This window comes from Psychrobacter aquaticus CMS 56 (assembly GCF_000471625.1).
Classification (GTDB): domain Bacteria; phylum Pseudomonadota; class Gammaproteobacteria; order Pseudomonadales; family Moraxellaceae; genus Psychrobacter; species Psychrobacter aquaticus.
Genome location: NZ_AUSW01000003.1, coordinates 18503 through 27116 on the forward strand (window position 1 = coordinate 18503; position 8614 = coordinate 27116).

6 protein-coding genes are annotated in these 8614 nt (G+C 43.6%); 5 read left to right on the forward strand and 1 reads right to left on the reverse strand.

Annotated elements, in window-relative coordinates:
* The first annotated feature begins 67 nt into the window (after positions 1-67).
* Positions 68-2212, forward strand: coding sequence for a hypothetical protein (locus M917_RS00110; RefSeq protein WP_021812704.1), 2145 nt, complete (start codon positions 68-70; stop codon positions 2210-2212).
* 44 nt (positions 2213-2256) lie between these two features.
* Positions 2257-3840, forward strand: coding sequence for a hypothetical protein (locus M917_RS00115; protein WP_021812705.1), 1584 nt, complete (start codon positions 2257-2259; stop codon positions 3838-3840).
* A 233-nt stretch (positions 3841-4073) separates the two neighbouring features.
* On the opposite strand, the gene M917_RS00120 is transcribed toward M917_RS00115, so the two are convergent.
* The gene (locus M917_RS00120) at positions 4074-4595 is read right to left on the reverse strand and encodes a Spy/CpxP family protein refolding chaperone (protein ID WP_021812706.1); all 522 of its coding nucleotides are present in this window, start codon (positions 4593-4595) and stop codon (positions 4074-4076) included.
* A gap of 344 nt (positions 4596-4939) precedes the next feature.
* Here M917_RS00120 and M917_RS00125 point away from each other — a divergent pair, with 344 nt between their 5' ends.
* The 3 genes from M917_RS00125 to M917_RS00135 all read left to right on the forward strand — a co-directional run.
* Positions 4940-5626 carry a response regulator transcription factor gene (locus tag M917_RS00125; RefSeq protein WP_021812707.1) on the forward strand — a complete coding sequence of 229 codons (687 nt, stop codon included), beginning with the start codon at positions 4940-4942 and terminating at the stop codon, positions 5624-5626.
* A gap of 2 nt (positions 5627-5628) precedes the next feature.
* The gene (locus M917_RS00130; protein WP_200861725.1) at positions 5629-7221 is read left to right on the forward strand and encodes a sensor histidine kinase; all 1593 of its coding nucleotides are present in this window, start codon (positions 5629-5631) and stop codon (positions 7219-7221) included.
* Between the two features lie 360 nt (positions 7222-7581).
* Positions 7582-8614, forward strand: a 1033-nt coding sequence (locus tag M917_RS00135) for an ESPR-type extended signal peptide-containing protein (protein ID WP_040641432.1), incomplete at its 3' end; no start/stop codon positions are given.

Genomic DNA, 8614 nt, shown 5'->3' on the forward strand with positions numbered 1-8614 from the left:
TTTGTGCTATAAATACACTTACCAACATACATCTACTATTGACTACTTATCTGAATAAGAGGATTTTATGTCAGCGAACCAAAATAATAATCACGATCGACAGCGTCATGCTAAAAACGCGCCTTATGACTCATCGACAAGTAATGAAAATAGTCACTCATATCAGCCGCGTAAATTAACTTCTATCGCAGGCTACGCCCTACTGCTTAGTAGTGCTTCTTTTGTGCTTGTAGGTTGCCAATCGACTTCAATGCCGTCATCGGCTGCTGGCAGTGCTATAGATTTTAATATCGCTAATACTGCCGACAGCCAAGCACAAGGACGCGCTTTTAACGACAGCTTAACTGCCATAGCCAAGCGCCACGAGCAACTGTTTGACCAAGACAAATACCCTAATACAGATAATCAAGCCAAGTCACACTTACTTGCTGCGATTCGTCAGCATTTGGCAACAGAGCATGTCGCCGTGGCGCAGGCGAGCTATCAAGCAGTGCCTTTTATTGATGCCGATAGTATCGATGCTGGCTCTAGTAGTTTACTGAGAACTATTATAGAAACGTATGGTTACGGGCTTGAGCATTCAGATAGCGAATATGATGACAGTACATCTGATGAAAGTGATGATAGTGAAAGCAGTTATGATGAAAGTGGCTATAATTCGGAAGGTTTGTCAAAATCTAAGTATTCTGAAGAAGAAAGAAAAGCGATTGCGGCGATGGTGAAGTTGCATGCTACGGACTTGATAGAGAATATGGAAGAGGATGAAGATTTAGTGTTTGGTGAAGATGGGTTTAATGGATACGGATATAATAAGGACGGTTACCACCGTCAAGACTACGATAGCAATACGACAGAAGAATATGAATTAGCAGAAAGCGCAGCTGTGGCTGCCGTGTTAGATGAGGCTGGTGAAAATGAAGAGTTGGCCTATAATGATTATGACGAATATGAAGAAGAGGGAAGCGATAATGATAACAGAGGTGGTATTCTTGCAGGAATGTCAGATCTTAAGCTAAAAAATCTGGCAAAAAACTACGAAGCCATGCAGATGGCCAAACAGCAGCCAAAGCCGCTGAATGAAAAAAATACACCAATAGCAGCTACTGGTGTGATTGGTCAAATGCTAAGCATGTTCCATCGCACACCTGAACAAATTGCAGCGACCAATGCTTATCAGTATCAAAACCTCACGTTCAATAGCGTTAGTCAATATAAGCCCAAACAAAGACAGCTACAAAGCGTCTATAGTTACGACTATATGGCACCGACAATCAGCTCATCAATACAGATACCGTTGGCGTTTGATTTTAATAATAGCAGTATTACAGTAGACCCTTCGGCAATCATGCCTATTGTGGCGCTTGCCAAACCTGAGAACACGCCGTTACCTAACCAGATGGCCTCACATACCGTAAGTTTTGGTTTGCCCGAGAGTATCACTACGCAATTACCCTCTGCGGTGATTTATGATGCCGCGATTGCTGCGATACAGAGCAGTATGGCAGAACTAGCACCTGAGCATTTTAGCGCAGTAGACATACGTGACGATCAATTTGCAAAAGAAGTCGGCGCGAATCGAGCGGTAAAAGTATATTTTGGCAGTCAGCAAAGCGGAGAGATGATTGGTAAAACATTAAAATACATGACTCGGTCATTACAGGATTATGTGGATGCCAATCCAAATAAATATCCTGATGGCGCCATGTTAAAAGCCGCGCTTGATAAGTTGGCGCTCTACAATAAAGGCTATCAAAGTGCCGATGTAGGCTCGCTATTACAGCTTATCGAGGCCGTCGGTCCCATCTCTTTTAATCAGACCAATTACTATTACTTAGACAGCTCAGATCGCCTGCTTGCCAAGCAGCAACGTATGAATATCGGTGGTGACTTATTAGGCTCTACAACCACTGTACTAAACCAAATACGCTACGATAAAGCCAGCTTTAATCGCCATATATTAACACCCTTATTAGCAGAGTCTTTTGGTGCAGATGCTAAGCCAGCCATCGACGGCAATGCGTGGATCGCCACCCAACGTCAACAAAAAGATCGACTGCAAACCGCACGTTATGCGCGCTATGATTATAGTTATAGCAGCAGCGAGGATGATAGCGATAGTCGTGATGATGACAGTAGCCGCGAAGAGTACAGCGATGTATACCCTAATTCCGATGTCAAAGAAGATACTGACAGAAGGTCAGAGGATAAATAGCGCTATTTTGTCATATTTAAGCGATTTCTTATTAAGGATAAAAAATGAAAACCGACCATCAAATCATCGCCAGTCATATCTCATCAGCTCTCAAAAAAAACATACTACTAAGCAGTGCGTTTTTGACAGGAGCGCTGTTATTGACAGGTTGTCAATCTACCAGCCTCTCTAGCAATGCCAACCAATCTAACGCCATGACGGCAAAGCAAACGCCAGCAGCGGCCAAAACTGCATTGGCGGCGGCCTTACAAAAACAGCGTCGCCAATCATTCAGTTATCATAGCAACGTTGAGATTAGTAACGATCAGCAATTGACCCATGTTAGTGTCGTAGAAGAGGTTGCGTCAAACGCTGTAGAAGAGTACTGCGAAGAGACGCATGACCAAGCATATGCCAAATTAATCGCTCAAGCAGAAAAACGAAATAAAGAGGTGTTGGACGCCGATTATGACGCTCAGCGAACGGCGCTTAAAGACACTTACCTTGAGTGCAGCGTGGCTTATCAGACATGGGAAGACAATAAGGATAACGAAGATGAGACTGCGGTAACCGTAGCATCCTCTTATCAGCAGTTATTTGACAATTACGATGATAAACCAAAAGCGCTCGATATCAAAAAAGCGGCGCTGCTAGATGCTTATCTATTAAAGCCATTATCGATTAACAGCCAAGGCATCTATCAGCCACTCGCTGGCAAAGCCACCATGCTTGCCAGTGTCCAGTACCATGCGCGCAATCATCACAGCAGTATCAATCAGCCTATTTACATCGATTTCAAAAATGGTGATATTTATTTGTGGGCAGACAATGTTGCGATGTTGAATTCAGAATTTTTAGACGACAAGCTTGGTACTAAGTGGAGAAACAAATGGCTAAAAATAGCGATGGATGATGGCACTTTGCCTAAAGACTTCGGTCGGGAAGTGATAAAAAGCCACTTTGCTGCACTAGACTTAACGTATGAAGCAGCGCCTGTCAGTCAGTTTGACTATGTAGCACCTAGTACGTTGGTATCACTTTCGCCAAAATTACCTGAACATCAGCTACCAGCAATGCAAACAAGCGCGCAAGTCATTCGCCGTGTGCAGAGTGCTGAGAGCTATGATAAATTTTATCAAGATTACATGCGCATCTTCTACAACCGCATCAGTCAAAAATATCCTGAACTGATTAAAGAAAACGAGTCTGACGCAGTGGCCGACACAGATGCTGAAAAATTCACCAGTAAAGCGCTGGTGCAACAACTATTAGCCATGGTAAAAAGTTCTGTGGATAAGGAAGTTGAGGCCACAGCATCAAGTGCAAAGGTGCAAGAGTTGTACGGATTTGATAAACGTGGTCAGCTTAAATGGCAGCATTTGCGTACTGAACTTCCGAGCAAAGCCAAGTCTGACAAGGGTCTGGTCGTAGATGTTATGCAGCAGTATTTCGCGATACAGGCTACAAATATGGCGTTTCCTAATTTACCCAGTGATAAGCAAGTGCCGAACGCGAGTAATAGTATTGATGTGCGACAGTATGGACGCGATCTTATGCAATATTACCGTGATGGCAATGGTACGGCGATGGGTAAGATGATGTTTGGTATGTTGCCGATGGCCAGAGAATCGGTTGAGACTATTGAGTAAGCTTATCATCTGCTGGTAATTGGTTATAGTCGATCCATTCTAAAAAGGTTGCAGTTCTGCTGGGGTGAATTTTATGAAGCATCTGTCACGCTTGCGAACAGCCAGCGAAGAAAACTTATACTAGGGTCGCTAAACAAAGAAGCGCATCGTTCAGACGATGCGCTTCTTTATAGATTAATAGTCAGTTTTATAAATCACTGATCAGACATTAGACATTGTCTATTCATGAAAAATTACATGCCTTTGTGCTCTTTGCCATGCATTTTACGATGCTCTGAGCCTTTATAACCTTTAGCCATTTTATCAGCTTTCATTTTGGCCATTTTTTCACGTTGCTCAACCGTTAATACTTGCGAGATGGCGTGCTCGGTTTGTACGCGCTCAATAAAACGCTGTTTTGTTTTCGCCGCTTCTTGGTCAGCCAAACGGTTAACAGCAGCAGTGTTTAGCGTGCTGGCATTGGTCAATGCTTGCATCTGTTGGTGCATTTGCGCACGCTCGGTCTTATGCTTTTCACGGTCAGCTTTGCGATCGCCCTGTTTTGCTTCCATGATGGCTTTAATTTGCGCCTGTTGCGTCGCTGTCAAATTCAACTGAGACATTGGGCCTTTCATACCGTCTTTTTTCATACCATCTTTATGCTGCATTTTGCTGGTTGCGGGTCTTGTGTCCGTGGTGGCATTCACGCTGGTACATGCCGTAACGGTAAATACGCTAGATAGTGCCAATACTGAACCCAATACTAGTTTTTTCATGAGGACATCCTTTGTATGATTTGGTTTGGTTAAATAAACATTTAGGTTTTATCTTGCAAGTATAATCGAGTGAGCCACCTAAACAATCAACATGCTTGTTATCGATAACCGCTATATTACGACAGTTAAAGGTTACGAACATTTATGAAATATTAAGAAAGGTAACGTTTATAGCGTATGGCTAAGCACTTGCCTGATAATGTGAGTCATAAGGCCATAGTTAAAGCATTTATAAATGAGTACGGTGTTAACTTTGCTTGCTGCAGGACGGTGCTATCTGCACTCGGTTGCCTTGTACTCACTTTAAACTACCTCGACTATATTTAAAGCTTCAGGAGATAGACATGCCAAATATATTACTGGGCGATGATGACGAAGAACTGACACAGTTATTACAAGAATACTTACATAACCACGGTATCGAGTGTGACTGCGTGCATGATGGCGAAGCAGTCATTCAGAAACTAAAAGCGGCGAGCAATAATGTTTCTGCTTACGATTTGCTGGTATTAGATATCATGATGCCAAAAATCGATGGATTGAGTGTACTACGTCAATTGCCAAATATCAGTGATATCCCCGTCATTATGTTGACGGCAAAGGGCGAGGAGATTGATCGTATCATCGGTCTAGAGCTTGGCGCGGATGATTACATTACCAAACCTTGCAATCCTCGGGAGTTGCTGGCACGCATCAATGCTGTGATCAAACGTACGAATGCGGCGGCATCAGAGCACACACCATTGCCAGAGAGTCGGTTGCATCTTGATCAAAATCAGCGCGTTTGTCAGATAGATGGCGTAGCGCTGCAAGTCACTGGAACAGAGTTTGATCTATTGGTCGCGCTGCTCAAACAAAAAGGCGAGGTGGTGAGTAAGACGTGGCTGTCAGAGCATGTCCTACAGCGAGAGTTGCAGCCGTTTGATCGCAGCCTTGATGTCCATGTATCACGCCTGCGTAAAAAACTTCAACCCTTTCACGATGAACCGATAAAAGCGGTTCGCGGGAAAGGCTATCAGTTGGTGCTTTAATGATGGATTCATCGATAGCCTCTTTGATAAAAAAACCGATATTTAAGGTGCGAATCACGCTGTTTTGGCGTCTGTTTTTGAGTCTTTTATTGACGATTCTTATCACTTCTATTTTGTCTATTCGGGTGGAGCATTGGCTGGTTGAAAAAGAGTTGACGGCTCGAATGGATGTACAAATTGATCGCTTATTGACTAAGCGTCAAGAAATGGTTGGGGCATTACAAGCAGGTAATTTGAGAGCGGTCAGACAAATCTACCGTCAAGACCGATGGCTCACCAATCAAATTAGGATTTATGATGAGCAAGGGGCAATCATATTTCCGCGTTATCGTGATAAAGAAGAGCGTAGACAAGAACGTCCGCAAGGTGATCAGCAGGCAGGGCGTCCTTTTATAAAAAAAATGCCCGAACAGCGCAGCCCTCATGATAAATCTGACCAACAGCGCAGTGAAGTAGTAAAAGACAAACCATCTATGCTAAGTAGCGTGCTACAGCCGATGATGCCGAGTAGCGCTACGGTTGCTGATCCTGACAATCGCCCTGAATTGGCGGATATGACGGTTGTGTTACCGAATAAACAGACAGTCATCATACAATTACGCCCACATTTGCGGTTTGCGGACGTGGTAGAGCTACAACGTGAGAATTTTCCGATCCGTTTGCTATTGATTGTGGTTTTTAGTGTTTTGGTCTGTATTTGGCTCAGTCGGACGCTGACTCGCCGCATTCGCCGTGTACAGAGTACGGTACATCGCATGATCGATGGTGATTATCAAGTCAATCCAAATCTGTCCAAAATGGGTGACGATGAGCTGGGATTATTGGCCAAAGATGTGGCCAAGCTCTCGGTGCGACTCGCTGAGAGTGAGCTGGCACGCAAGCAGATGCTCAGTGATATCTCCCATGAGCTGCGCTCACCACTGGCACGTCTCGACGTTGCAACTGAACTGACTCGCGACTTTGCGCCCAATGCCAATCGTTACCTCGACCGTATTGATAAAGAGTCTGCACGGATGAATGAGTTGATTGAGCAAATCATTCATATTCAATCGCTACAAATGCAGCAATATACCATCGATAATTTAGAAAACGACGAGGTCGATATCTCTGAAATCGTCAGTGAGATTGGACAAGATGTGTGCTTTGAATTTCAACATAAGGAAGTGTACTGGCAGTGGCAGCCGCCTGAATCTGCATCGATACTTGCATCGACAGATGCTTGGATGGTGCTTGGCAATCAAGAACAGCTACACAGTGCGCTCGAAAACGTCATTCGTAATGCTTTTATGCATACAGCAGCTGGATCAGTGGTGACTGCTAAAATCAAAAAAGTAGAAATGAACAATAAGACACCTGCTATTCAAATTAGCATAACAGACGAAGGCGGCGGCGTCGCGGATAAAGACGTAGAGCGTATTTTTCAGCCTTTTGTACGTCTAGATTCCGCCCGCCACCGTGAGACTGGCGGCTATGGATTGGGATTGGCAATCGTCCATGCAGTGGTGATGGCACACAAAGGTTCTATCAATGTCTATAATCGACAAGACGGTATACAAGGATTGGTGGTGCAGATTGAGTTGCCTATTAGACAATGAAAGTGATATCAATCTCAAAAATATGGTTCGCTGTGCCAAACTCGTTTTTACTGAGTTCGAAAAAACGATAACTTAAGCAAGATATATTCTTTTAATAGAATATAATGGACAGGCAGTAGTAAAACTCCGATGACCAGTATTGTGACTCTCTATATATTCGGTAATACTAATATATAGAGAGTACTAAAGATTTTACAAGACAAAACGTATTATTCCTTAAATATTCATCCAAATGACTTTCTAAAAAAGCTTCGTGATTATCAGTTTATACCCCGTTTCATTTTGTGATATCTACTCTCTGCGATATAGATTTTATCTCTGATTTTTTAAATCTGACAAATCTGTAAGGGAGTATACCTCATGAATCGCATCTACAAAATCATCTGGAATGAAGCCTTAGGTTGTTTTACCGCAGTCGGTGAGTATGCGAAAGGGCGTGGCAAATCTTCCAAATCTAGTGTTGGATCCAGCACTACTATCAATACAATATCCCATCTATCTTCTATCAATACATTACGCTTGAGTGCCATAGTGCTTGGGCTACTGGCCGCTGGTTTTGGTATGCAGGCGAATGCGACAGGTACTGAGAATCACCATGATGGCGACTATAGTCACAGTCATGGCAGTCATGGAGTTCATTACCATACTACTGGTAACAACAGTCACAACAACAACTCCAATCCTGATGACTCGGAAGGTTCAATAAGTCTAAAATTCGAAGGTGATAATGCTACCACTATTACACGCACTAATGGCGAGACACTTAATATCTTGGGTGGGGCAACTGGAACGCTAACGAATGGTAACATTGGTGTGTTCGGTATTGGTGATACTTTAACCATCCAATTAGCTGAAAATATCGATTTGGGTGCTGATGGTAGCCTCAAAACGGGTGATACTTTGGTAGATAGTTCAGGTATTAAGATTACAACAAGCAATCCGATAAATAATGTTTTGCTGGGTCATAGTGGTTTGAATAATGGTAATAATATTATCACTGGTGTGGCTCCTGGAGCCATTAATGCAACCAGTACTGACGCTGTGAACGGTAGTCAGTTGCATGCTACAAACACAGCGGTCAATACAAACAGTACTGCTATTAGCTCAGGACTCAACTTTGATGGTGACACGGGTGACACTGTTAATCGTCAACTTGGTCAGACGCTCACTGTGAAAGGTGGGGCAACCAACCTATCGGACAACAACATCGGTGTGGAAGCTAATGGTAGCAATGCGTTAACTGTCAAACTGGCGAAAGACTTAACCGGTCTCACCAGCGTGACCACAGGCGACACCCTGTTGAACACGGATGGCGTCCGCTTTCTTGGCGGCAGCACCGTCCGCTTGAGCAGCCAAGGCCTTGACAATGGCGGCAATCAAATCACGAACGTTG